The following is a 23,730-nucleotide window of genomic DNA, read 5'->3' as shown; positions in this document are numbered from 1 at the left end:
TCACCCGTTCGCCTAGCGGCCGTTTTGTACGTCTACGACAACCTGATAAAGACGTTCGCTGGTGGGGGCGTGGCGCAGTTGGTCGCGGACATCGCTGCGGTCGAGCATGCTGGCGATCTGGCGCAACAGCTCGAGGTGCTCGTCGGTAGCCGCTTCGGGTACCAGCAGTACAAACAGCAGGTCTACCGGAGCGCCGTCGATGGCGTCGAAGTCAACCGCAGACTCCAGGCGCAACAAGGCGCTGATGGGCGCCGTGCAGCCGGGCAAGCGGCAATGGGGAATGGCAATGCCATTGCCAAAGCCGGTGGAGCCGAGTTTTTCCCGGGCCACCAGGCTTTCGAAAATGTCTTGTCCATCCAGGTCGGGCAATTCGCGGGCGACCAGATTGGCGATTTGTTCGAGTACACGCTTTTTGCTGCCGCCCGGCACGCCCACTAGGGAGCGGCCGGGGGTCAGGATATTTTCAAGTCGAATCATGGGTTGGGGTGGTGTCAGCGGGCTGTGGCGCCTTGCAGGCGACCCAGCTGCTTTTCCTTATGTTTGATAAGTTGGCGATCGAGTTTGTCGGTGAGTAGATCGATGGCAGCGTACATGTCGTCATGTTCGGCGTTGGCGACAACTTCGCCTCCGGCGATGTGCAAAGTCGCTTCGATTTTCTGCTTGAGCTTCTCGACCTCCATGGTCACTTGCACGTTGGTGATCTTGTCGAAGTGGCGTTCCAATCGACTGAGTTTCTCGTCGATGTAGTCGCGTAGGGCGTCGGTCACATCCAGCTGATGTCCACTGATGTTGACTTGCATACCGCTTTCTCCTTATTGCCGTGTGTAAGAGACAAGCTAACGGGCTTGTCGCCGGAACACTTTGGCCTTGGATCAGTGTAGCCGTCTGCCAGAACCGGTCCGAAGCGCGCCGCGATGTGGCGCAAGAACGAACCGTCAATGGTGTATTACATCAGTCGCTTACGTTCACTGGAGGGCGCTATCCCGAGGGATTCGCGGTACTTGGCGACTGTGCGACGGGCTACCTGAATGCCCTGTGCCTCCAGTAAACCAGCGATCTTGCTGTCACTCAACGGCTTTTTCGCATTTTCCGCGGCAACCAGTTTTTTGATGATCGCGCGTATCGCCGTGGACGAGCATTCGCCGCCTTCGGAGGTGCTGACGTGGCTGGAGAAGAAGTACTTCAACTCGTAGATGCCACGTGGGGTATGCATGAATTTCTGCGTAGTGACGCGCGAGATGGTCGACTCGTGCATGCCCACCGCTTCAGCGATGTCGTGCAGCACAAGTGGCTTCATCGCTTCGTCGCCGTAATCGAGGAAACCGCGTTGATGCTCGACGATCTGGCTGGCCACTTTCATCAGCGTTTCGTTGCGGCTCTGCAGGCTTTTGATAAACCAGCGCGCCTCTTGCAGTTGATTGCGCATAAAAGTGTTGTCGGCGCTGGAGTCGGCGCGGCGCACGAAGCCGGCATATTGCGGATTGACTCGCAGGCGTGGCATCGCTTCCTGGTTCAGTTCCACCAGCCAACGGTCGTTGTGCTTGCGTACGATCACGTCCGGAACCACGTATTCCGGTTCGCTCGCTTCGATCTGCGAGCCCGGGCGCGGGTTAAGGCTTTGAATCAGTTCGATGACCTGGCGTAGCTCGTCTTCCTTGAGCTTCATGCGGCGCATCAGTTGGCTGTAATCGCGGTTACCGAGCAGGTCGAGGTAGTCGCCAGCAAGGCGCTGGGCTTCGCTCAGCCACCGGGTTTTGGCGGGCAACTGACGCAGTTGCAGCAGCAGGCACTCGCGCAGATCGCGCGCGCCGATGCCGGCGGGCTCGAACTGCTGGATGCGGTGCAGCACGGCTTCCACTTCGTCGAGCTCGATGTCGAGTTCCGGGTCGAACGCGTCCAGCACTTCTTCGAGGGTTTCTTCCAGGTAGCCCTGGTCGTTGATGCAGTCGATCAGCGTGACGGCAATCAGCCGGTCCTTGTCGGACATCGGCGCCAGGTTGAGCTGCCAGAGCATATGACTTTGCAGGCTTTCACCTGCCGAGGTGCGGGTGGTGAAGTCCCACTCGTCATCGTCGTTGGAGGGCAGGCTGCTGGCGCTGGTCTGGTAGATGTCTTCCCAGGCGGTGTCGACGGGAAGCTCATTGGGAATGCGTTCGTTCCATTCGCCTTCTTCCAGGTTGTCGACGGTGGGCGCCGAGCTTTCCTGGTAGCTGGTGTCCTGGTAGGACTCTTCGTTGTTCGGCGTGGCGGGCGCGCTTTCGGCACCATCAGCCAGCGGGTCGCTATTGTCGAAGTCCTCGCCTTCTTCCTGGCGTTCGAGCATGGGATTGGACTCCAGCGCCTCCTGGATCTCTTGTTGCAGATCCAAAGTCGACAATTGGAGTAGGCGGATGGCTTGTTGCAGCTGCGGTGTCATCGTCAGCTGCTGGCCCATTTTTAGGACTAGCGATGGTTTCATGGAGGGGGCTTAAGACCTTATTCGCCGGCGCACACGCGCTTTCCACAACGAGGGCGCCGAAGCGCCACCAGGAAGCAAATTATATGCCTATGTCTGAGGGGTTTGCCTAGTCCTCAATCGAAGTCTGTAGTGCGTGTCAGAAATACACTACAGACAGGTACAGCGGTCGCCTGTTAGAGGCGGAACTCATGGCCCAGATACACCTCTTTCACCAACTGGTTGGCCAGGATGGTTTCAGAGTCGCCCTCGGCAATCAGCTGGCCGTCGTTGACGATATAGGCCGTTTCGCAGATATCCAGGGTTTCACGTACGTTGTGATCGGTGATCAACACGCCAATGCCTTTGGCCTTGAGGTGGTGAATGATCTGTTTGATATCGCCAACAGAAATCGGGTCAACACCGGCGAAGGGTTCGTCCAGCAGGATGAACTTTGGTGCGGTAGCCAGTGCGCGGGCAATTTCTACCCGGCGGCGTTCACCGCCGGACAGGCTCATGCCGAGGTTGTCGCGGATATGACTGATGTGGAATTCCTGCAGCAGGCTTTCCAGTTCCTTGCGTCGACCCGCGCTGTCGAGCTCTTTGCGCGTTTCGAGAATGGCCATGATGTTGTCGGCCACCGAAAGCTTGCGAAAGATCGAGGCTTCCTGCGGCAGGTAGCCGATGCCGGCGCGAGCGCGGCCGTGCATGGGCAGGTGGGTGACGTCCTGCTGGTCGATCAGCACGCGGCCCTGATCGGCATTTACCAGGCCGACGATCATGTAGAAGCAGGTGGTCTTGCCAGCGCCGTTAGGACCGAGCAAGCCAACGATCTGACCGCTTTCAATCGACAGGCTGACATCACGAACCACTTGGCGGCCTTTGTAGGCTTTGGCCAGGTGTTGGGCTTTAAGAGTCGCCATTACTGCGCCTGTTGGTCGGCTGGCTGGGCGCCAGCGGGTTTGTTCTTGGGCTGGATAACCATGTCGATGCGCGGGCGCGGCGTGGTTACGTTGGAACCATTGGCGCGGCCGGCGTTAACGATCTGGCGCTGGGTGTCATAGACGATCTTTTCGCCTTCGAAGGTGTTGCCTTCCTGAATCACCTTGGCCTGGTCGATCAGCACAATGCGGTCTTTGGCGGCGAAATACTGGATGGTCAGGCCATAGGCCTTGACGATCTGTTTGTCCGGCGCGGGTTTCTGTTCGTAGTAGGCCGGGGTGCCTACAGCGGTGAACACTTCGATGTCACCTTGGGCGTTCTGCGTGATGGTCACCGTATGGCCAGTGATCTTCATGCTGCCCTGGGTGATCACCACGTCGCCGCGGTAGACCGCTACACCTTGTTTGTCGTCGAGCTCGGCGCTGTCGGCCTGTACGCGAATCGGTTGTTCACGATCGGTGGCCAGGGCCCAGGCGCTGGAGCTGGCGAAAGCCGCACCCAGGCTCAGGAGCAGGGACAGTGTGTGCAGGGAAAATTTGTTAACGAACCTCATGCTGGCCTCTTACGTTGGACAGCAGGAGCACCCGGCTGTCTTTCAAATACGCTTTCATTCCGTTAGCCGTGGTCACTCCATTGGCGGCCTCGATTCTAACGGCTTGCTGGGTCTGCGCAAATTCCTTGTCCGGGAACACGGTCATGCGACTGCTGGTAATGATGGTGGGGCGGTTTTTTTCGTCGGTGCGGGCGATGCGGACGTTGTCGATCAATTCGACCTCGGTGCCGCCCGGCGCCACTTCGCCGCGCTCGCTCTGGATATGCCAGGGCAATTGCGAAGTGGCGCGATACAGCAGCAAATCCGGCTTGGTTACCAGGCTCTTGTCACTTTCCTTCAGGTGCTCGACCTTGTCGCTGGTCATTTCATAGTGAAGCGAGCCATCTGCCTGGTATTCCACACTCTTGGCATTGATGACGTAAAAGTCCACGGCATTGTCGGCGCTGGCCTGAGGCTTTTGCTCGAGCAGGCTCTCAGGGTTCAGGTTCCAGTAGCCAAGGGCGGCAACCAGCAATGCCGCCAGGCCAAAGGATAAGGTAAGAAGCAGTTTGCGTAGCATGCGTCGGCTCTATAAGTAGGCGGCTTGGGCCGCTTCGAGATTGCCCTGGGCTTGCAGGATCAACTCGCAGAATTCACGTGCCGCGCCTTCGCCACCACGCGCGCTGGTGACACCATCGGCGTGCTTGCGGACAAAGTCATTGGCGTTGGCCACAGCCATGCCCAGCCCTGCACGGCGAATTGCCGGTAGGTCAGGCAGGTCGTCACCCAGGTACGCAACGTGCTCATAGCTTAGGCCCAGTTCGGCCAGAAGCTCATCAAGAACCACCAATTTGTCTTCGCGGCCCTGATACAGATGATGAATGCCGAGGTTTTGCGCGCGGCGCTCAACCACCGGCGAGGAGCGCCCGGTAATGATGGCAGTGCGCAAGCCGGAGTTGATCAGCATCTTGATGCCTTGGCCGTCCAGTGTGCTGAACGTTTTGAATTCGCCGCCATCAGGCAGGAAGTAGATCTTGCCGTCGGTGAGCACGCCGTCCACATCAAACACTGCCAGCTTGATGGCTTTGCCACGTTGCAATAGCTCGCTGCTCATCACATCACTATTCATTACATGACCCCCGCGCGTAACAGGTCGCCCAGGTTGAAGGCACCAATGGGATGGTCTTGTTCATCCACCACGATCAGTGCACCGATCTTGTGGTCTTCCATGATCTTTAGCGCCTCGGCGGCAAGCATGTCCGGGCGCGCGGTCTTGCCGTGTACGGTCATCACGTCGTCGATGGTGGCCTGACGGATGTCCAGGTCGCGGTCCAGCGTGCGACGCAAATCGCCGTCGGTGAAGATCCCGGCCAAGCGGCCATCGCCTTCCAGTACAGCGGTCATGCCCAGGCCCTTGCGGGTCATTTCCATCAGTGCATCACGCAGCAAGGTGCCGCGTTGCACTTTTGGCAGTTGCTCGCCGCTGTGCATCACGTTTTCTACTTTCAGCAGAAGGCGTCGGCCAAGAGCTCCGCCGGGGTGGGAAAATGCGAAGTCTTCAGCCGTGAAACCACGGGCTTCGAGCAGGGCGATTGCCAGTGCGTCGCCGAGTACCAGCGAAGCCGTCGTGGAAGAAGTCGGTGCCAAGTTCAGTGGGCAGGCTTCGTGGGCAACACGGGCGTCGAGGTTGACCTCGGCGGCCTTGGCCAGTGGCGATTCGGGGTTGCCGGTCATGCTGATAAGGGTGATGCCCAGGCGCTTGATCAGGGGCAGCAGGGTGACGATTTCGGCGGTGGAACCGGAGTTGGACAGGGCGAGCACCACGTCATCGCGGGTGATCATGCCCATGTCGCCGTGGCTGGCCTCGGCCGGGTGCACGAAAAACGACGTAGTGCCGGTGCTGGCCAGAGTGGCGGCGATCTTGTTGCCGATATGCCCGGACTTGCCCATGCCGACAACCACCACGCGGCCTTTGCTGGCCAGAATCAGTTCGCAGGCTTTTACGAAAGCCGCGTCAATACGCGGGAGCAGGCCTTCCACAGCTTCGATTTCAAGGCGCACTGTACGCAGTGCCGATTGGATCAAGTCGTTGGTCTGGTTCATAGCTAAAGACAGTGGCCGCGTGAAAAGGCGGGGATTATAGCGGCAAAGCTGGTTCGGCTCACCTTCGAATGTAGGAGCGCTTCGTCACATGCATGCAATCGCGTGTTTTTTGCCGTTGTTGAAAACGCCTTTGCCGGGTTTGTGCCTTGGGCGCAGCCGGATGCCGGTGATATAGTTGCCGCCCTGTCCGGCATGTTCACTCCCGTGGTGTCCCCACCGTGAGACATGACGTCTGATAGGCGGCTGTACCAAGGAGTTCAGATGAGTGCCGATCACGCCTACGCGGTCGAGCTGAAGGGCGTGTCCTTCATGCGCGGTTCGCGCAGCATTTTCAAGAATGTCGATATTTCCATTCCCCGCGGTAAGGTCACCGGCATCATGGGGCCTTCCGGGAGTGGCAAAACCACGTTGCTACGGTTGATGGGCGCCCAGTTGCGGCCGGCCAGCGGCCAGGTGTTGGTCAACGGCCAGAACTTGCCCGAGCTGTCGCGCAGTGATCTGTTCGATATGCGCAAGCAGATGGGCGTGCTGTTTCAAAGCGGCGCGCTGTTTACTGATCTCGATGTATTCGAGAACGTCGCGTTCCCGCTGCGCGTACATACTCAATTGCCCGAAGACATGATTCGCGACATCGTGCTGATGAAGCTCGAGGCTGTTGGCCTGCGCGGTGCCATAGAGCTGATGCCGGACGAGCTGTCTGGCGGTATGAAACGCCGTGTCGCCCTGGCGCGTGCCATCGCGCTGGACCCGCAGATTCTGATGTACGACGAACCCTTCGTGGGTCAGGACCCGATTGCCATGGGCATTCTGGTGCGCCTGATCCGCCTGCTTAACGATGCGCTGGGTATTACCAGTATTGTGGTTTCCCACGACCTCGCCGAAACAGCCAGCATCTCCGACTACCTTTATGTAGTGGGTGATACTCAGGTGCTCGGTCACGGCACGCCCAAGGAATTGATGGAGTCGGATAACCCGCGCATCCGCCAGTTTATGAAAGGTGTCGCCGATGGGCCGGTGCCGTTCCATTTCCCGGCTGCGGATTACCGCGACGACCTGTTGGGGACGCGTTAATGCGCAAAAAAACTATTGGCGAACGTATTCGCCTGCTTGGCCGCGCGGGCATCGACACGGTGGGTTCACTGGGCAGCTCTACTGTCTTTTTGTTTCGCGCCTTGTTCGGTACCGGCAATGTCGGCAACGGTTTCGGTCATCTGTTGACCAAACAGTTGTTTTCCGTGGGCGTGATGTCGCTGGTTATCATCGTCGTTTCGGGCCTCTTTATTGGCATGGTGCTGGCGCTGCAGGGTTTCAACATTCTGTCCAGCTACGGCTCGGAGCAGGCGGTGGGGCAGATGGTGGCCCTGACCTTACTGCGTGAACTGGGCCCGGTGGTTACCGCATTGCTGTTCGCCGGCCGAGCCGGCTCGGCGCTGACCGCCGAGATCGGCAATATGAAATCCACCGAGCAGCTGTCCAGCCTGGAAATGATCGGTGTCGACCCGCTCAAGTACATCATCGCCCCGCGCCTGTGGGCCGGCTTTATCTCGCTGCCGTTGCTCACCATGATCTTCTGCGTGGTGGGTATCTGGGGCGGCGCCATGGTGGCGGTGGATTGGCTGGGCGTATACCAGGGCTCGTTCTGGGCCAATATGCAAAACAGCGTGTCCTTTGAGAAGGATGTGCTCAACGGCCTGATCAAAAGTGTTGTGTTTGCCTTTGTAGTGACCTGGATTGCCGTGTTCCAGGGGTATGACTGCGAGCCCACGTCCGAGGGGATCAGCCGTGCTACTACCAAAACAGTGGTTTATGCCTCGCTTGCCGTGCTGGGCCTGGACTTCATCTTGACCGCCCTGATGTTTGGAGACTTCTGATGCAAAACCGCACCCTGGAAATCGGTGTCGGCCTGTTCCTCTTGGCCGGTCTTCTGGCCTTGTTGCTGCTGGCCTTGCGCGTCAGCGGCCTGACGGTCGGTGCCGGGCAGGACACCTATAAGCTCTACGCCAATTTCGACAACCTGGCCGGGCTTACCGTGCGCGCCAAGGTGACCATGGCCGGCGTCGGCATTGGCAAGGTGACCGCCATCGACCTGGACCGCGACACCTTCACCGGCCGCGTGACCATGGAGCTGGAAAAACGTGTGGACAACCTGCCGGTGGACTCCACCGCGTCTATCCTCACCGCGGGCCTGCTTGGCGAGAAGTACATCGGCATCAGCGTGGGCGGCGACGAAGCGCTGCTCAAGGATGGCGGAACCATTCACGACACCCAGTCGTCGTTAGTACTGGAAGACTTGATCGGCAAGTTCCTGATCAACTCGGTCAACAAAGAATCCAAGTGAGGAATACAGGCATGGTTAGCGCTCTGCGTCGCGGTTTGCTGGTGCTGTTGGCGGTTTTTCCACTGTTCGCGTCTGCCGCTCCGGCTGCGCAGGACATTGTGCAGAAAACCACTGACGAGCTGTTGAGCGACCTCAAGACCAACAAAGACCAGTACAAGGCCGACCCACAGAAATTCTACGACTCGCTGAATCGCATCATTGGGCCGGTGGTGGATGCCGACGGCATTTCGCGCAGCATCATGACCGTCAAATACTCTCGCAACGCCACCCCGGCGCAGATGAAACGCTTTGAAGAAAACTTCAAACGCAGCCTGATGGAGTTCTACGGCAACGCCTTGCTGGAGTACAACAATCAGGACATCCGAGTGCTGCCTAGCAATGGCAAGCAGTCCGACCCGGACCGCACCAGCGTGAATATGGAAGTGCGTGACACCAAAGGCACCGTCTACCCGGTCAACTACACCATGACCAAGGTGAACGGCCAGTGGATGCTGCGTAACGTCACCATCAATGGCATCAACATCGGCAAGCTGTTCCGCGATCAGTTCGCCGACGCCATGCAGAAAAACGGCAATGACCTGGACAAGACCATCGATGGTTGGGCGCAGGTAGTGGCCAATGCCAAGAACACCGAAGACGGGCAGAAGGCTGCGGGTCATGACGACTGATAGCGTGATTCGCCAGCAAGCCGACGGCGTTTTGCAGTTGGTGGGCGTGTTGGATTTTCGTACCGGCGCGGCGCTGCGTGATGAAGGCGAGAAGCTGATTCGCGCAGCGGCGGCCAGCAACGTGGTGGTCGACTGCGCCGAGGTTGAACACTCCAGCAGCGTTGGGCTGTCGCTGCTGTTGGCGTACATGCGGGTAGCCAAGCAGGCCGGCAAGACCCTGGCGGTGCGTGCGCTGCCGGTGGAAATGCGGCAGATTGCCGAAGTATCTGGCTTGCTGGCCATTTTGCCTTTGCAAGCGTGAGGCTGCCGGCTTCAGGCAGTAGTTAGCAAAAATCGAAGGCCCTCTGTCAGTGTTCCGTATTCCGGGGTTCGCAGGCGGGGGGCTTTTTTGTATCATGGCCGACCCGCGCGCGTAGGGCGCCGATTGAGGTTTAGCATGCAGGCCGTAGAAGTTAAAAGCCTCCTTGAGGAAAAGCTGTCCGATACCGAGGTCAACGTGGAAGGCGAAGGCTGTAATTTCCAGTTGAACGTCGTCAGTGATGAATTGGCGGGCATGAGCCCGGTCAAGCGTCAGCAGCAGGTCTATGCCCACCTCAACCCGTGGATCGCCGATGGCAGCATCCATGCGGTTACCATGAAATTCTTCAGCCGCGCCGCTTGGGCCGAGCGTTCCTAAGCCCACGGGCGACGAGACTCCTATGGATAAATTGATTATTACCGGCGGCGTTTGCCTCAATGGCGAAATCCGCATCTCCGGGGCGAAGAACTCCGCCCTGCCGATTCTCGCTGCAACCCTGCTGGCCGATGCGCCGGTTACCGTGTGCAACCTGCCGCACCTGCACGACATCACCACCATGATCGAGCTGTTCGGGCGCATGGGCATCGAGCCGGTGATCGACGAGAAGCTCAGCGTTGAAGTCGACGCTCGCGCCATCAAGACCCTGGTCGCACCGTACGAGCTGGTGAAGACCATGCGCGCTTCGATTCTGGTACTCGGCCCGATGGTCGCGCGCTTCGGTGAAGCCGAAGTGGCCCTGCCTGGCGGTTGCGCCATTGGTTCGCGCCCGGTGGATTTGCACATCCGTGGCCTCGAAGCCATGGGTGCGATCATCGACGTGGAAGGCGGCTATATCAAAGCCAAGGCGCCTGAGGGCGGCCTGCGCGGTGCGCACTTCTTCTTCGATACCGTCAGCGTGACCGGTACCGAGAACATCATGATGGCCGCCACCCTGGCCAAAGGCCGCAGCGTGCTGGAAAACGCCGCACGTGAGCCCGAAGTGGTCGACCTGGCCAACTGCCTGATTGCCATGGGCGCGAAGATTACCGGCGCCGGTACCGACACCATCACCATTGACGGCGTTGAACGCCTAGGCGGCGCGCGTTACAGCGTGATGCCTGACCGTATCGAAACCGGCACCTACCTGGTGGCCGCTGCCGCTACCGGCGGAAAGGTGAAACTGAAAGACACCGATCCGACCATCCTCGAAGCCGTGCTGCTGAAGCTTCAGGAAGCGGGCGCGGAAATCACCACCGGTCCGGATTGGATCGAGCTGGATATGAAAGGCAAGCGTCCGAAGGCCGTGAACCTGCGTACCGCGCCGTACCCGGCATTTCCCACCGACATGCAGGCGCAGTTCATTGCCCTGAACGCCATTGCCGAAGGCACTGGCGCGGTGATCGAGACCGTGTTCGAAAACCGCTTTATGCATGTGTATGAAATGACCCGCATGGGCGCGCAGATCCAGGTCGAAGGCAACACCGCCATCGTCACCGGTACCCAGACGCTCAAGGGCGCGCCAGTAATGGCCACCGACCTGCGTGCATCGGCCAGCCTGGTGATCTCGGCCCTGGTGGCCGACGGCGATACCCTTATCGACCGCATCTACCACATCGACCGTGGTTACGAGTGCATCGAAGAGAAGCTGCAGTTGCTGGGCGCGAAAATTCGCCGCGTACCGGGCTAGTACCGCCAGCCCTGATTGCCGCGTGTCGGTGATCAGGGCATCCAGGTTTTAAGGACATATCGCGCCATGTTGACCATCGCCTTATCCAAAGGCCGCATTCTTGACGACACCCTGCCATTGCTGGCCAAGGCTGGGATCGTGCCGACCGAAAACCCGGACAAGAGCCGCAAGCTGATTATTCCCACCACCCAGGACGACGTGCGTTTGCTTATCGTGCGCGCCACCGACGTGCCGACTTATGTCGAACACGGTGCGGCCGACCTCGGTGTGGCCGGTAAAGACGTGCTGCTGGAGTACGGCGGTCAGGGCCTGTACGAGCCGCTGGACCTGAAAATTGCTCGTTGCAAGCTGATGACTGCCGGCGCCGTTGGCGTACCGGAGCCCAAAGGCCGTCTGCGCGTGGCCACTAAGTTCGTCAACGTGGCCAAGCGTTATTACGCCGAGCAGGGTCGCCAGGTCGAAGTGATCAAGCTGTACGGCTCCATGGAACTGGCACCGCTGGTTGGCCTGGCTGACAAGATCATCGACGTCGTCGACACCGGCAATACCCTCAAGGCCAACGGTCTGGAAGCCCAGGAACTGATCGCTCACATCAGCTCCCGCCTGATCGTCAACAAAGCCTCGATGAAGATGCAGCACAAGCGCATCCAGGCCTTGATCGACACCCTGCGCGACGCGGTGGAAGCGAACCACCGAGGCTAATACCTCTCCACGCGACGTTCAGTCGCGTGTGCCTATCCTTGTAATAGCCGTTTTTCTCGGGCGTCCACAGGATTGGCTTGGTAGCCTAGCGACGCTCGAGAACCGGTTGATTGCGCACCTGCGCACAACCGCTCTTAACGTCCATGACTATCACGAGGCCCGTTATGACTGCTCCTATCGCCATCCGCCGACTCAACGCTGCTGATCCGGGCTTCAATAAGCATCTGGATCATCTGCTGAGCTGGGAAAGCGTGTCGGACGACGGCGTCAACGAGCGCGTGCTGGACATCATCAAGAATGTGCGTGAGCGCGGCGACGCGGCCCTGGTGGAATACACCCAGCGCTTCGACGGCCTGGCCGTCAACAGCATGGCCGACCTGATTCTGCCACGTGAGCGTCTGGAACTGGCCCTGACCCGCATCACCCCCGCCCAGCGCCAAGCCTTGGAAGTGGCCGCCGAGCGCGTGCGCAGCTACCACGAAAAACAGAAACAGGACTCCTGGACCTACACCGAGGCCGACGGCACCGTGCTGGGCCAGAAGGTCACGCCGCTGGACCGCGCCGGGTTGTACGTTCCGGGTGGCAAGGCGTCGTACCCGTCGTCGGTACTGATGAACGCTATTCCGGCCAAGGTGGCCGGGGTGCCAGAGGTGGTCATGGTGGTGCCGACCCCGCGCGGCGAAATCAATGAAATCGTACTCGCGGCGGCCTGTATTGCCGGTGTCGACCGCGTGTTCACCATCGGCGGCGCCCAGGCCGTAGCCGCACTGGCCTATGGCACTGAAAGCGTGCCGCCGGTGGACAAAATCGTCGGCCCCGGCAACATCTATGTAGCCACCGCCAAGCGTCATGTGTTCGGCAAGGTCGGTATTGACATGATCGCCGGTCCTTCGGAAATCCTCGTGGTATGTGATGGCCAGACCGACCCGGACTGGATCGCCATGGACCTCTTTTCCCAAGCCGAACACGACGAAGACGCCCAGTCCATTTTGCTCAGCCCCGATGCCGAGTTTCTAGACAAGGTCGCTGCCAGCATCGCCCAGTTGCTCCCTACCATGGAACGCGAAGCCATTATCCGCACCTCGATGGAAACCCGTGGTGCGCTAATTCTGGTGAAGGACATGGAACAAGCCATCGAAGTGGCCAACCGCATTGCGCCGGAACACCTGGAATTGTCGGTAGCCGACCCGGATGCCTGGCTGCCGCACATTCGCCACGCTGGCGCGATCTTTATGGGGCGCTACACCGCCGAGGCGTTGGGCGACTACTGTGCCGGCCCCAACCACGTGCTTCCGACCTCCGGCACCGCGCGCTTCTCCTCGCCGCTGGGTGTGTACGACTTCCAGAAACGCTCGTCGATCATTCACTGCTCGGCGCAAGGCGCATCGGAGTTGGGTAAAAGCGCCTCGGTGCTGGCCCGTGGCGAGTCGCTGACCGCCCACGCCCGCAGCGCCGAATACCGCATCAAGAACTAATGGGGCGGGTGCTTCGGCGCCCGTTGAGACCCACTGAATTCGAGGAGAGAAGGGTTATGAGCAAATTCTGGAGCCCCTTCGTCAAAGACCTGGTGCCGTACGTGCCGGGTGAGCAGCCCAAGCTCAACAACCTGGTCAAACTCAATACCAACGAAAACCCTTATGGCCCGTCGCCGAAAGCCATCGCCGCGATGCAGGCGGAAATCAACGACGACCTGCGTCTGTACCCGGACCCCAACGGCGACCGCTTGAAAAACGCCGTGGCTGACTACTACGGCGTGCAGCCGGCGCAGGTGTTTGTCGGCAACGGCTCCGATGAAGTGCTGGCCCACGCGTTTCACGGCCTGTTCCAGCACGGCAAACCGCTGCTGTTTCCGGATATCAGCTATAGCTTCTATCCGGTTTACTGTGGTCTGTACGGCATTGCGTTCGACGCGGTGCCGTTGGACGACCAATTCCAGATTCGCCCGCAGGATTACGCCAAGCCCAACGGCGGCATCATTTTCCCCAACCCCAACGCGCCGACCGGCTGCGTGCTGGCGCTGGACGCGATTGAGCAGATTCTGCAAGCAAGCCCCGACAGCGTGGTGCTGGTGGACGAAGCCTACATTGACTTCGGCGGCGAGACGGCGATCAGTCTGGTGGATCGTTACCCGAATCTGCTGGTGGCGCAGACCCTGTCCAAATCCCGTTCGCTGGCCGGTCTGCGCGTAGGCTTTGCAGTCGGTCACCCGGACCTGATCGAAGCGCTGGAGCGGATCAAAAACAGCTTTAACTCCTACCCGCTGGACCGCGCGGCCATTGCGGGCGCGGCGGCGGCGTTCGAAGACAAGGCGTACTTCCAGCAAACCTGCCAAGCCGTAATCGATAGCCGCGAGAAGCTGGTGGCCGAGATGACTGCATTGGGCTTTGACGTGTTGCCGTCGGGCGCCAACTTTATCTTTGCCCGTCACCCGCAGAAGGACGCCGCTGCCCTCGCTGCAGGCCTGCGTGAACAGAGCGTGATCGTGCGGCACTTCAACAAGCCGCGCATTGCGCAGTTTTTGCGGATCACCATTGGGAATCCAGAGCAGAACCAGGCGTTGGTGGAGGCGTTGAAGCGGCTGTAATGGTTGCCTGAATAAAAAAAGCCCGGCCATGTGCCGGGCTTTTTGTTGGTCCTTTTACGATCAGCCTCGAGCTTTTGTGCTTTGAGCGTTATTCCTCGTGGGCGCTGCCAATAAAGCTTAACGATGTGAACAGCCCCCGCTCATCGATATCCGCATCATCACTCACCGGCACAGTGGTTTCGGCGGCGATGATATTCAGCCCTTCATTGCGTACAACCACCTGCGCCTCGCCATTCTTATCGGTTGTGGCGCTGACGGTGGAAGGCGCGCTGCGGTAGTCGCCAATCAGCTTGAGGCCGGAGACGGGTTTGCCGTCCAGCAGCACCTGCACCCGCAGCGGCTTGCCAGGCCCGACCTTGAGTGGATCCTGCAGCGGTTTGATCACCAGTTTGAGCATGGAGAGGTCCGGCAATATGGCGCCGTCCTGATAGATCGCCAGGCTGTATTTCCAGGTGTGCAACGCATGCACGGCGGTCGGCACTTGAGTGCGTCCCTGGTTGATCCACTTGTTGTCCGGCGTTTGCGACCAGGCGCCGTTGTCTAGCGCAACCGCCAGGCTTGCGGGCGAGGTGGTTGGGTGCAGGCGGGCGTGGTCGTTGAGGCGCTCGATGTTGACGGCGATAGGCTTGCCTTGCGCATCAAAGGCCCAGGCATCGCTGATTTTCGCCGCCTTGAACGCATCGTCTTCAGCGCCGTGGCCGTACACCACTTCGATATTGCCGCGGCGCTGCTCCGTCCACAGGCCATGGGCCTGCACTTCCATCGTGAACAGGGCGGCGATCAGCATCAGGTGAAATTTAGGCATGGTGCTTCCTTGGTGGCTGTTGGTTAGAGGAGCGGGGTTAGAGGGATAGGGTCAGGCTGACGCTGAGGTTGCGAGGCTCGCCGGGCAGCACCCAGGTACTGTTGTGGGCGCGTTCGTAATATTTACGGTCGAACAGATTGTTGAGGTTCAGGCCAATCCGTGCGGTATCGCTGACGTTGTAATGGGCCAGCAGGTCAACGGTGCTGTAGGCCGGCAGCTCGAATCGAGTGCCGGTCTGGCCGGAACGGTCACCCACATAATTGCCGGCGATGCCGATGTCCGAGCCACGCAGTTCACCTGCTTGAAACTCGTATACGGCCATCAGGCTGGCGCTGTTGCGGGCGATGCCGAGCAGGTCGCTGCCTTCGGGAATGACGTTGTCCTTGGTCACTTCGGCATCGATATAGGCGTAGGCGCCGATCACCCGTATGGCGTCGCTGAACTGTCCGGCCAATTGCATATCCAGGCCCTGACTACGTGCCTTGCCGGCGGCGATGCTGTCGCCGTTGGCATCGGTGGTCAGCACGTTTTCCTTGTCGATATGGAACAGCGCCACGGTAGCGCCCAGACGGCCGTCGAACAGATCCAGCTTTAACCCGGTTTCATAGCCGATGCCTTTCTCCGGTTTGTATACCTGGCCCTGGTTGCCGAGAGTATTGGGTTTGAACGAGGTGGAGGCGTTGGCGAAAACACCGACCTCGGGGGTTAGCTGATACAGCAGCCCTGCACGCGGCGTGGCGACGTCTTTCTTTTGCAGGTTGTCGACGCTGGAGGTGCGGTTGAGGGCGCGCTGTTCGACGCGCTCCAGGCGTACACCCAGCAGGCCGCGCCAGCGTCCGTTGAACACGATCTGGTCCTGCAGGTTGAGGGCATAGCTTTGGGTGTGCTCGAAGAAGTCATTCGGGTTCACCAGCGCGGGTTTGGGCTGGCCGTACACCGGGTGGTAAATATCCAGGCCGTAGTCCGGTGAGGTAAGGCTTTGCGGGTACTTCTGGCTGTTGCGATAGTTCTCGTACTCAACACCCGTTAGCGTCTGGTGCTCCCAGCCGCCAAGCGTGAAGCTGCCGTGCAGTTCGGCCTGGGTAATGCTGTCGTTCCATTCGAAGTTGCGCTGACGATAGATACGCGACACCTGCTGACCGATCAGGCGCTGCGGTTCCGAGCTGTCGCCGTTGAGCGTGCCCTGGCTGTAGTGCGTGGCCAGGCGGGTTTTCCAGTTGTCGTGGAGGTAGTGCTCAAGGCTGATCTGCAGCAATTGGTTGTTGTTGCGGATGTTGCCGTCGTTAGGTTCGCCCAGAAATGTGTTGCGCGACACCGAGCCCATCTCGCCATTTACCGCCGGGATACCGCGGTCGAACACCGACTCGGTGCGGCTGAATTCGCTTTCGACCAGCAGCCAGGTATCCGGGCTGAGTTGCCACGACAGGGTCGGGCTCACCAGCTTGCGCTGGCTGCTCACATGGTCGCGGAAGCTGTGGTTGTCTTCCACCGCCAGGTTCACCCGCGAGAGCACCGTGCCTTCGTCGTTAAGCGGCGTGTTGACGTCCAGCGCGCTGCGGTAGCGGTCCCAACTGCCGGCGCTCAGTTGCAAGGTATTGAAAGCATCCGACTGCGGCTTCTTGCTGACAATATTCACCAGGCCACCGGGGTCGCCACGGCCGTACAGGCTGGCGGCCGGGCCTTTGAGTACTTCGATACGCTCAATGGTGGCGGAATCCGGTGCCGTGTTGCTGCCGCGGTTATAGGCAAAGCCGTTGCGGTACAGCTCGCCGGTGGTAAAGCCGCGCACGCTGTAGTTGAGGAAGGTCAGGCCGCCAAAATTGTTTTGCCGGGAAACGCCGCCGGCGAAATCCAGCGCCCGGTCGATGCGCGTGCTGTTGAGGTCGGTGAGTACCTGGGCGGGGACCACGTTGATGCTTTGCGGGGTGTCACGAATATCGGTGTCGGTGCGTGTCGCGGTGGCCGAGCGGTGGGCGCGGTAGCCGTTTACAGGCCCATCGCTCCGCTCGGCGGCGTAGTCGGCGGTAATGGTGGTTTCTTCTAATGTGTTTTCTGCAAATGCAGGTTCGCCAAGCAGGCCAACAGATAGCGCAGCAAGCGAGGTGAGGGCAGATGACTTCATGTTCGGATTCCGTACTTAAGATGTAATAACATAACATTTTAAACAGAGGAAAACGGAAGCGACATCTTTTGCCTGTTGTGTTTCAAGAAATCTCGGGCACAAAAAAGGCGCCACTTAGGCGCCTTTGATAGGGGACAAATTACTCGGTCGCGTCACTGGTAGCAGGTGGCGGACGCAAGCCGATCTCGGCGGTCAGCTCCATCGACTTGCCGTTGCGCATGATCTCGATGCTGGTTTTTTCTCCCGGCTTGGCGCGCGCCACCTGGTTCATCGAACGGCGCCCGTCGCTGGCTGGTTCGCCATCGATGCTCAGAATCAGATCGCCGGGCTGCAGGCCGGCTCTCTGCGCCGGGCCGTCACGGTAGATACCGGCCACGACAATGCCTGGCTTGCCTTCCAGGCCGAACGATTCGGCCAACTCGGGCGTCAAGGGTTGCACTTCAATCCCCAACCAGCCACGAATGACTTGGCCGTGCTCGATAATCGCCTTCATCACATCCAGTGCCAGCTTGGTCGGAATGGCAAAGCCGATGCCCTGCGAGCCGTTGGACTTGGACAGGATTGCGGTGTTGATGCCCACCAGATTGCCATGCGCATCCACCAGCGCACCGCCGGAGTTGCCCGGGTTGATGGCGGCGTCGGTCTGGATAAAGTCTTCGTAGGTATTGAGGCCCAACTGGTTGCGGCCGGTGGCGCTGATAATGCCCATGGTCACGGTTTGCCCGACGCCAAACGGGTTACCGATGGCCAGGGCCACATCGCCGATGGCGACGCTGTCGGAACGGCCGAGGGTGATCGAAGGCAAATCCTTGAGGTCAATCTTCAGTACCGCGAGGTCCGTTTCCGGATCGCTGCCGATGACGCGGGCCAGGGTTTCGCGACCGTCTTTGAGGGCCACTACAATTTGGTCGGCGCCGGCGGTCACGTGGTTGTTGGTCAGCAGATAGCCTTCTGGGCTCATGATCACCGCCGAACCCAGGCTCGATTCCATACGCCGTTGCTTGGGCAGGTTATTGCCGAAAAAACGGCGGAACTGCGGGTCTTCAAATAGTGAGTTGGCCGGCTTGCTGACAATCTTGGTGGTGTACAGGTTGGCCACCGCCGGGGCGGCGACGGTAACCGCGTCGGCGTATGACACAGGCCCCTGTTGCGCCACGCCGTACCGCGGCGCTTGCTGCATATGCACATCCTGGCGCGGCAGGCCGACCCATTGCGGGTAGTACTGGATAATCAGCAACGCGAGCAGTACGCCGACCAGAAGCGGCCAGCCAAGATAACGCAGAGCCTTGAACATCGATAAATCCTGAGGGTTGCGAGGGCCATGACAGGCCCTTAAGGTGGCGGCCATTATAGAGGCCGTTGTGGCAATAAAAAGCAGCTTAGATTTGTACGGGAGAGTAAATGTTATGGCGATTGCGCTGACCACCTTGCTGGAAGAGGCCGAGCGTTTTCTTGGCGCTGCGCGCATTGCCGACTACTGCCCCAACGGTCTGCAAGTGGAAGGCCGCCCGCAGGTACGGCGCATCGTCAGTGGCGTGACGGCCAGCCAGGCATTGCTGGATGCCGCCGTTGAAGCCGATGCCGATGTGGTGCTGGTGCACCACGGCTATTTCTGGAAAGGCGAAAACCCCTGCGTGGTCGGCATGAAGCAGCGCCGCCTGAAAACCCTGCTGAACAACGACATCAGTCTGCTGGCCTATCACCTGCCGCTGGATGTGCATCCGCAGGTGGGCAACAACGTACAGCTTGCCGCCCAATTGGATATTACCGTCGAAGGCCCGCTGGACCCGGAAAACATGAAAGTGGTCGGCCTGATCGGCTCGCTCGACGAACCCATGACTGCCCGCGACTTCGCCCGCCGCGTGCAGGAAGTGCTTGGCCGCGAGCCGCTATTAATAGAAGGCTCGCAAATGATCCGCCGCGTTGGCTGGTGTACCGGTGGTGGTCAGGGCTATATCGACCAGGCCATTGCCGCCGGCGTCGATCTCTACTTGACCGGCGAAGCGTCCGAGCAAACCGTGCACAGCGCGCGGGAAAACGACGTCAGCTTTATCGCCGCCGGCCACCACGCCACCGAGCGTTACGGCGTGCAGGCGCTGGGCGACTACCTGGCCAAACGCTTCGCCCTGGAACACTTGTTTATCGACTGTCCCAACCCTGTGTAGCGGCCCTGTTTAGCGGGAATATCGCTAGATCGTTTCGATCTAAAAGGCTGCCTGAATAGAATAGGGTGCTGTGCTAAAGTGCCGCCCTCGTCCACGGCCCGTAGGCCGTCCAATAACGCTCTCTTCGTGAGAAAGCCGTGAGTAGCCATGCTCGATAAATTGACGCATCTGAAACAGTTGGAGGCGGAAAGCATCCACATCATCCGCGAGGTCGCCGCCGAGTTCGATAACCCGGTGATGCTGTACTCCATCGGTAAAGATTCCGCGGTCATGCTGCACCTTGCCCGCAAAGCGTTTTTCCCCGGCAAGTTGCCTTTCCCGGTCATGCACGTGGATACCCGCTGGAAATTCCAAGAGATGTACGCGTTCCGCGACAAGATGGTGGCGGACCTGGGCTTAGACCTGATCACTCACGTGAACCCCGACGGCGTGGCGCAGAACATCAACCCGTTCACCCACGGCAGCGCCAAGCACACCGACATCATGAAAACCGAGGGCCTCAAGCAGGCGCTCGACAAGCACGGCTTCGACGCCGCCTTCGGTGGCGCGCGCCGTGACGAAGAAAAATCGCGAGCAAAAGAGCGCGTGTATTCCTTCCGCGACAGCAAGCACCGCTGGGACCCGAAAAACCAGCGCCCCGAACTGTGGAATGTCTACAACGGCAAGGTCAACAAGGGCGAGTCGATCCGCGTATTCCCGCTCTCCAACTGGACCGAGCTGGATATCTGGCAGTACATCTATCTGGAAGGCATTCCGATCGTTCCTCTGTATTTCGCCGCCGAGCGCGACGTGATCGAAATGAACGGCACGCTGATCATGATCGACGACGATCGCATTCTCGAGCATCTGTCGCCCGAGCAGAAAGCCAGCATTCACAAGAAGATGGTGCGCTTCCGCACCCTCGGCTGCTACCCACTGACTGGCGCGGTGGAATCCACCGCCACCAGCTTGACCGACATCATTCAGGAAATGCTCCTGACCAGAACCTCCGAGCGTCAGGGTCGCGTTATCGACCATGACCAGGCAGGTTCGATGGAAGACAAGAAACGTCAGGGGTACTTTTAATATGTCACACCAATCCGAGTTGATCAGCGAGGACATCCTCGCCTACCTGGCCCAGCACGAACGCAAGGAAATGCTGCGCTTCCTCACTTGCGGCAACGTCGATGACGGCAAGAGCACCCTGATCGGGCGCCTGCTGCATGACTCGAAAATGATTTACGAAGACCACCTCGAAGCCATCACCCGCGACTCGAAAAAAGTCGGCACCACCGGCGAGGACATCGATCTGGCGCTGCTGGTAGACGGCCTGCAAGCCGAGCGCGAGCAAGGCATCACCATCGATGTGGCGTACCGCTACTTCTCCACCGCCAAGCGCAAATTCATCATCGCCGACACCCCAGGCCATGAGCAGTACACCCGCAACATGGCCACCGGTGCTTCCACCTGTGACCTGGCGATCATTCTGGTCGATGCCCGTTACGGCGTGCAGACCCAGACCCGTCGCCACAGCTATATAGCGTCCCTGCTCGGCATCAAACATATCGTCGTGGCCATCAACAAGATGGACCTCAAGGGGTTCGACGAAGGCGTGTTCGAGTCGATCAAGGCCGATTACCTGGCGTTCGCCGCGAAGGTGGCCCTCAAGCCAACCTCGATCCACTTCGTGCCGATGTCTGCCTTGAAGGGCGACAACGTGGTGAACCACAGCGATCGTTCGCCGTGGTACACCGGCCAGACGCTGATGGAAATCCTCGAAACCGTGGAAATTTCCGCCGACCGCAACTTCACCGACATGCGTTTCCCGGTGCAGTACGTCAACCGTCCAAACCTGAACTTCCGTGGGTTTGCCGGCACCCTGGCCAGCGGTATCGTGCACAAGGGCGACGAAGTCGTGGTGCTGCCGTCGGGCAAAAGCAGCCGCGTAAAATCCATCGTCACCTTCGAAGGCGAGCTGGAAAGCGCAGGCCCGGGTCAGGCTATTACCCTGACTATGGAAGACGAAATCGATATCTCACGTGGCGACCTGCTGGTGCATGCTGACAGCCAGCCGCAGGTGACCGACAGCTTCGAAGCCATGCTGGTATGGATGGCCGAAGAGCCGATGCTGCCGGGCAAGAAATACGACATCAAACGCGCCACCAGCTATGTGCCGGGCTCGATTGCCAGCATCGTGCACAAGGTGGATGTAAACACCCTCGAAGAAGGTGCCGCGAGCAGCCTGCAGCTGAACGAGATCGCCAAGGTCAAAGTCAGCCTGGATGCCGCCATCGCATTGGACGGCTACGACCGCAACCGCACCACCGGCTCGTTCATCATCGTCGACCGCCTCACCAACGGCACCGTTGGCGCTGGCATGATCATCGCTGCGCCGGTTGGCGGCCAGGGCGGTGGTTTGCACGGCAAGCTGGCCCATGTGGCGACCGAAGAGCGCGCCGCACGTTTCGGCCAGCAACCGGCCACTGTGCTGTTCAGCGGCTTGTCGGGCGCGGGCAAGAGCACCTTGGCCTACGCCGTTGAGCGCAAGCTGTTCGACATGGGCCGTGCCGTTTACGTGCTCGATGGCCAGAACCTGCGTCACGATCTGAACAAGGGCCTGCCGCAAGACCGCGCCGGGCGCACCGAGAACTGGCGCCGTGCGGCGCATGTAGCGCGCCAGTTCAACGAAGCCGGCTTGATTACCCTGGCCGCTTTCGTGGCGCCGGATGCCGAAGGCCGCGAACAGGCCAAGGCCCTGATCGGCAATCAGCGTCTGCTCACCGTGTATGTGCAGGCGTCCCCGCAAGTGTGCGCCGAGCGTGACCCGCAAGGCCTGTACGCGGCCGGTGGCGACAACATTCCGGGCGAGTCCTTTCCGTATGACATTCCGCTGAATGCCGACCTGGTGGTCGATACTCAGAGCGTGTCGGTGGAGGAGGGCGTGAAGCTGGTGCTGGATCTGCTGCGTAGTCGCGGCGCAATCTAACCCGGTCGAGCCAAAAAAAGCCCCGCTTCGGCGGGGCTTTTTCGTAGGGTGTGCTTCGCGCACCAAGCGATATATGCGAAATCGCCACGGTGCGCACAGCACACCCTACAAAAGCAAAAGCCCGCTTGCGCGGGCTTTTTATTGGCTGCGATTTAACGCGGCGAAGTGTCGCTGACCGGCGGTTTTTTCAAACCAAAAGTGGCGTCCAACATCCCCGGCGCATCGGCGCTTTTAGGCGCGTAATCGCGTGGTACTTCCGAATCTTTCGGCGGCGTCAGGCGCTCACGTGTGCCCGGCTTTTCATCATGCAGCGCAGCCAGCAAACGCTGACGGGTGAGTTCGTCCAGGGCCAGGCGGTTGGCGCCTTCAGAAAGGTGCTCCTGCACTTCCTGGTAGCTCTGGGTCAGTTTTTTTACCAGGCTGGCGGTGGTGTTGAAGTGGGTCACCACTTCGCTCTGGTAACTGTCGAAACGTTCCTGAATTTCGTCCAGCTGCCGTTGTGTGCGGCTCGGTGCGGCGCTGGGCACCAGGCGGGCCACCAGAAAACCAATGGTGACGCCTGCGAGCAGGGCGAGTGCCGGGAGTAACCAGGCCAATAGGGTCTGTTCCACGAGTCCTTCCTCTATAAACGGCTTTGCATTACGGTAACGGCTCGCACCTGCGCTGTATAGCGCGGCGCTGCCTTGACAGGGCGAGCGTCGCGGTAAGGCGGCGCCCAAGGTTCCTACTCAAGACGTGTCGACCCTTTGTCGGGTCACGGAGTTCCCCGTTGTCAGCTCGCGAAGTCTCCCTGTTTATTGATGGACCAACCGGCCAACTCGAGGCGCTCTACCTCGACCTGCCCGAAGCCCGTGGCCTGGCGCTGATCTGCCACCCGAACCCTGTGCAGGGCGGCACCATGCTCAATAAAGTGGTGTCGACCCTGCAGCGCACCGCGCGCGATGCCGGCTACGCCACATTGCGTTTTAACTACCGCGGTGTGGGTGCCAGCGAAGGCGCCAGCGAGATGGTCAGCGGCGAAGTGGACGACGCCGAAGCCGTGGCCAACTGGCTGCTGGCCGAAAAGCCGGACCTGCCCCTGAACCTGTTCGGGTTTTCCTTCGGTGGGTTTGTTGCCGCCAGCCTCAGCGGTCGCCTGGAAGCGCGTGGCGTGGAAATCGAGCGGCTGTTTATGGTCGCCCCCGCCGTCAGCCGTCTGAACGAGCAAAATCCCATCGCCCAGCACGGCGTACTGACCCTGATTCAGCCCGAGCAGGACGAAGTGATTGCCCCGGACACCGTTTTCGCCTGGTCGGCCAACCTCGACCGTGCCCACGAGCTGCTGAAAGTGGCAGAATGCGGGCACTTTTTTCACGGCAAGCTCACGGAGCTCAAAGACCTGCTGCTGCCGCGCCTGTCGAACTGAC

General features: G+C 59.9%; 26 protein-coding genes. 14 read left to right on the top strand and 12 right to left on the bottom strand.

What is annotated here, in order from left to right; all coding sequences use genetic code 11:
• Positions 1-12: 12 nt before the first annotated feature.
• From ptsN to PKE98_RS11420, 8 genes are all read right to left on the bottom strand, one after another.
• Positions 13-477 carry a PTS IIA-like nitrogen regulatory protein PtsN gene (gene ptsN / locus PKE98_RS11455; protein WP_271195410.1) on the bottom strand — a complete coding sequence of 155 codons (465 nt, stop codon included), beginning with the start codon at positions 475-477 and terminating at the stop codon, positions 13-15.
• A 14-nt stretch (positions 478-491) separates the two neighbouring features.
• Positions 492-800 carry a ribosome hibernation-promoting factor, HPF/YfiA family gene (gene hpf, locus PKE98_RS11450; RefSeq protein WP_108096173.1) on the bottom strand — a complete coding sequence of 103 codons (309 nt, stop codon included), beginning with the start codon at positions 798-800 and terminating at the stop codon, positions 492-494.
• Positions 801-946: 146 nt separating this feature from the next.
• Positions 947-2,458 carry an RNA polymerase factor sigma-54 gene (locus tag PKE98_RS11445; RefSeq protein ID WP_271195409.1) on the bottom strand — a complete coding sequence of 504 codons (1,512 nt, stop codon included), beginning with the start codon at positions 2,456-2,458 and terminating at the stop codon, positions 947-949.
• Between the two features lie 173 nt (positions 2,459-2,631).
• Positions 2,632-3,357, bottom strand: coding sequence for an LPS export ABC transporter ATP-binding protein (gene lptB, locus PKE98_RS11440; protein ID WP_271195408.1), 726 nt, complete (start codon positions 3,355-3,357; stop codon positions 2,632-2,634).
• Positions 3,357-3,929, bottom strand: coding sequence for a lipopolysaccharide transport periplasmic protein LptA (gene lptA / locus PKE98_RS11435; protein ID WP_271195407.1), 573 nt, complete (start codon positions 3,927-3,929; stop codon positions 3,357-3,359). The genes lptB and lptA overlap by 1 nt, the downstream gene beginning before the upstream one ends.
• Positions 3,916-4,488: an LPS export ABC transporter periplasmic protein LptC gene (lptC, locus tag PKE98_RS11430; RefSeq protein WP_271195406.1), complete on the bottom strand. Its 573-nt coding sequence runs from the start codon at positions 4,486-4,488 to the stop codon at positions 3,916-3,918. The genes lptA and lptC overlap by 14 nt, the downstream gene beginning before the upstream one ends.
• Positions 4,489-4,497: 9 nt before the next feature.
• A complete protein-coding gene (locus tag PKE98_RS11425; protein ID WP_271195536.1) occupies positions 4,498-5,022 on the bottom strand; it encodes a KdsC family phosphatase in 525 nt (174 codons plus the stop codon).
• Between the two features lie 14 nt (positions 5,023-5,036).
• Positions 5,037-6,011, bottom strand: coding sequence for a KpsF/GutQ family sugar-phosphate isomerase (locus PKE98_RS11420; RefSeq protein ID WP_271195405.1), 975 nt, complete (start codon positions 6,009-6,011; stop codon positions 5,037-5,039).
• Positions 6,012-6,272: 261 nt separating this feature from the next.
• Here PKE98_RS11420 and PKE98_RS11415 point away from each other — a divergent pair, with 261 nt between their 5' ends.
• The 10 genes from PKE98_RS11415 (at position 6,273) to hisC (ending at position 14,267) form a co-directional block, all read left to right on the top strand.
• A complete protein-coding gene (locus tag PKE98_RS11415; protein ID WP_271195404.1) occupies positions 6,273-7,082 on the top strand; it encodes an ATP-binding cassette domain-containing protein in 810 nt (269 codons plus the stop codon).
• The gene (gene mlaE / locus PKE98_RS11410) at positions 7,082-7,882 is read left to right on the top strand and encodes a lipid asymmetry maintenance ABC transporter permease subunit MlaE (protein ID WP_271195403.1); all 801 of its coding nucleotides are present in this window, start codon (positions 7,082-7,084) and stop codon (positions 7,880-7,882) included. The genes PKE98_RS11415 and mlaE overlap by 1 nt, the downstream gene beginning before the upstream one ends.
• Complete coding sequence (gene mlaD / locus PKE98_RS11405; RefSeq protein ID WP_108096164.1) at positions 7,882-8,349, top strand: outer membrane lipid asymmetry maintenance protein MlaD; 468 nt, start codon at positions 7,882-7,884, stop codon at positions 8,347-8,349. Before mlaE ends, mlaD begins: the two co-directional genes overlap by 1 nt.
• Positions 8,350-8,360: 11 nt before the next feature.
• Positions 8,361-9,017, top strand: coding sequence for an MlaC/ttg2D family ABC transporter substrate-binding protein (locus PKE98_RS11400; protein ID WP_271195402.1), 657 nt, complete (start codon positions 8,361-8,363; stop codon positions 9,015-9,017).
• Positions 9,007-9,318: an STAS domain-containing protein gene (locus PKE98_RS11395; protein WP_271195401.1), complete on the top strand. Its 312-nt coding sequence runs from the start codon at positions 9,007-9,009 to the stop codon at positions 9,316-9,318. The genes PKE98_RS11400 and PKE98_RS11395 overlap by 11 nt, the downstream gene beginning before the upstream one ends.
• A gap of 135 nt (positions 9,319-9,453) precedes the next feature.
• Entirely contained in the window at positions 9,454-9,693 is a 240-nt protein-coding gene (locus tag PKE98_RS11390) for a BolA family protein (protein ID WP_271195400.1), read from the top strand.
• Positions 9,694-9,715: 22 nt separating this feature from the next.
• On the top strand, positions 9,716-10,981 hold the full coding sequence (gene murA, locus PKE98_RS11385) for a UDP-N-acetylglucosamine 1-carboxyvinyltransferase (RefSeq protein ID WP_122494328.1): 1,266 nt from the start codon (positions 9,716-9,718) through the stop codon (positions 10,979-10,981).
• 66 nt (positions 10,982-11,047) lie between these two features.
• Entirely contained in the window at positions 11,048-11,683 is a 636-nt protein-coding gene (hisG, locus tag PKE98_RS11380; RefSeq protein ID WP_271195399.1) for an ATP phosphoribosyltransferase, read from the top strand.
• A 164-nt stretch (positions 11,684-11,847) separates the two neighbouring features.
• Entirely contained in the window at positions 11,848-13,158 is a 1,311-nt protein-coding gene (gene hisD / locus PKE98_RS11375; protein WP_271195398.1) for a histidinol dehydrogenase, read from the top strand.
• Between the two features lie 56 nt (positions 13,159-13,214).
• Entirely contained in the window at positions 13,215-14,267 is a 1,053-nt protein-coding gene (gene hisC / locus PKE98_RS11370) for a histidinol-phosphate transaminase (protein WP_271195397.1), read from the top strand.
• An 88-nt stretch (positions 14,268-14,355) separates the two neighbouring features.
• Here the strand turns inward: hisC and PKE98_RS11365 are convergent, their stop codons facing one another.
• The 3 genes from PKE98_RS11365 to algW all read right to left on the bottom strand — a co-directional run bounded on the left by PKE98_RS11365 (position 14,356) and on the right by algW (position 18,488).
• Positions 14,356-15,072 carry a DUF4198 domain-containing protein gene (locus PKE98_RS11365; RefSeq protein ID WP_271195396.1) on the bottom strand — a complete coding sequence of 239 codons (717 nt, stop codon included), beginning with the start codon at positions 15,070-15,072 and terminating at the stop codon, positions 14,356-14,358.
• A gap of 37 nt (positions 15,073-15,109) precedes the next feature.
• Entirely contained in the window at positions 15,110-17,194 is a 2,085-nt protein-coding gene (locus PKE98_RS11360) for a TonB-dependent siderophore receptor (protein WP_271195395.1), read from the bottom strand.
• 139 nt (positions 17,195-17,333) lie between these two features.
• Positions 17,334-18,488 carry a Do family serine endopeptidase AlgW gene (gene algW / locus PKE98_RS11355; protein WP_271195394.1) on the bottom strand — a complete coding sequence of 385 codons (1,155 nt, stop codon included), beginning with the start codon at positions 18,486-18,488 and terminating at the stop codon, positions 17,334-17,336.
• A gap of 112 nt (positions 18,489-18,600) precedes the next feature.
• Here algW and PKE98_RS11350 point away from each other — a divergent pair, with 112 nt between their 5' ends.
• The 3 genes from PKE98_RS11350 to cysN all read left to right on the top strand — a co-directional run bounded on the left by PKE98_RS11350 (position 18,601) and on the right by cysN (position 22,324).
• The gene (locus tag PKE98_RS11350; protein ID WP_271195393.1) at positions 18,601-19,359 is read left to right on the top strand and encodes a Nif3-like dinuclear metal center hexameric protein; all 759 of its coding nucleotides are present in this window, start codon (positions 18,601-18,603) and stop codon (positions 19,357-19,359) included.
• Positions 19,360-19,506: 147 nt separating this feature from the next.
• Complete coding sequence (gene cysD / locus PKE98_RS11345; RefSeq protein ID WP_271195392.1) at positions 19,507-20,424, top strand: sulfate adenylyltransferase subunit CysD; 918 nt, start codon at positions 19,507-19,509, stop codon at positions 20,422-20,424.
• A gap of 1 nt (position 20,425) precedes the next feature.
• Positions 20,426-22,324, top strand: a complete 1,899-nt coding sequence (gene cysN, locus PKE98_RS11340) for a sulfate adenylyltransferase subunit CysN (RefSeq protein ID WP_271195391.1) — start codon at positions 20,426-20,428, stop codon at positions 22,322-22,324.
• Between the two features lie 152 nt (positions 22,325-22,476).
• Here the strand turns inward: cysN and PKE98_RS11335 are convergent, their stop codons facing one another.
• Positions 22,477-22,935, bottom strand: coding sequence for a Z-ring associated ZapG family protein (locus tag PKE98_RS11335; RefSeq protein WP_271195390.1), 459 nt, complete (start codon positions 22,933-22,935; stop codon positions 22,477-22,479).
• A gap of 158 nt (positions 22,936-23,093) precedes the next feature.
• Here PKE98_RS11335 and PKE98_RS11330 point away from each other — a divergent pair, with 158 nt between their 5' ends.
• Complete coding sequence (locus PKE98_RS11330; RefSeq protein ID WP_271195389.1) at positions 23,094-23,729, top strand: alpha/beta hydrolase; 636 nt, start codon at positions 23,094-23,096, stop codon at positions 23,727-23,729.
• The last annotated feature ends 1 nt before the right edge of the window (position 23,730 follow it).

It is taken from the genome of Pseudomonas turukhanskensis, assembly GCF_027922365.1.
Classification (GTDB): Bacteria; Pseudomonadota; Gammaproteobacteria; order Pseudomonadales; family Pseudomonadaceae; genus Aquipseudomonas; species Aquipseudomonas turukhanskensis.
Note: the sequence above shows the minus strand (reverse complement) of the source record. Positions and strands in the feature narration are given on the sequence as shown.